The organism is Parendozoicomonas verongulae (genome assembly GCF_009711465.1).
In the GTDB taxonomy this organism is placed as follows: Bacteria; Pseudomonadota; Gammaproteobacteria; order Pseudomonadales; family Endozoicomonadaceae; genus Sansalvadorimonas; species Sansalvadorimonas verongulae.
The window spans coordinates 2,253-2,611 of sequence record NZ_SMME01000655.1 but is presented as its reverse complement, the minus strand read 5'-3'; the positions used below and the strand labels follow the sequence as shown (position 1 = coordinate 2,611).

General features: G+C 51.5%; 1 protein-coding gene. It reads right to left on the bottom strand.

All coding sequences use genetic code 11. The features are described from left to right. Positions 1-168: 168 nt before the first annotated feature. A partial coding sequence (locus E1189_RS24985; RefSeq protein WP_230460050.1) for a hypothetical protein occupies positions 169-359 on the bottom strand: 191 nt, incomplete at its 5' end.

The following is a 359-nucleotide window of genomic DNA, read 5'->3' as shown; positions in this document are numbered from 1 at the left end:
AACATTTGTCGCATTTCCAGTGACAATGAACCCCCTGACATCTTATGTACTCCTCCTTCCCCCCCCCTTCTGGACATTCTATTCCCAGAGTTGGCGGGTCTGGAGCCTAATGATGTATTTCAGACTGACAGCGATCAGCTACCCACGAAGAGCTCCGGGGTGCACGCGCTAAGATTTGACGAAAAAAAATATCCCGTAAGGGCTTGTGACCAGGACGGGGGCCACAAAGCGATTACTACATCCAGTCGTCTTATCGGACACAAGCGACCCCACACAGGGGACAGGCGCTTTGTCTGTAACCAGAGTGGATGTCACAAAGCGTTTACCACATCCGGTCATCTCACCATTCACAAGCGCAT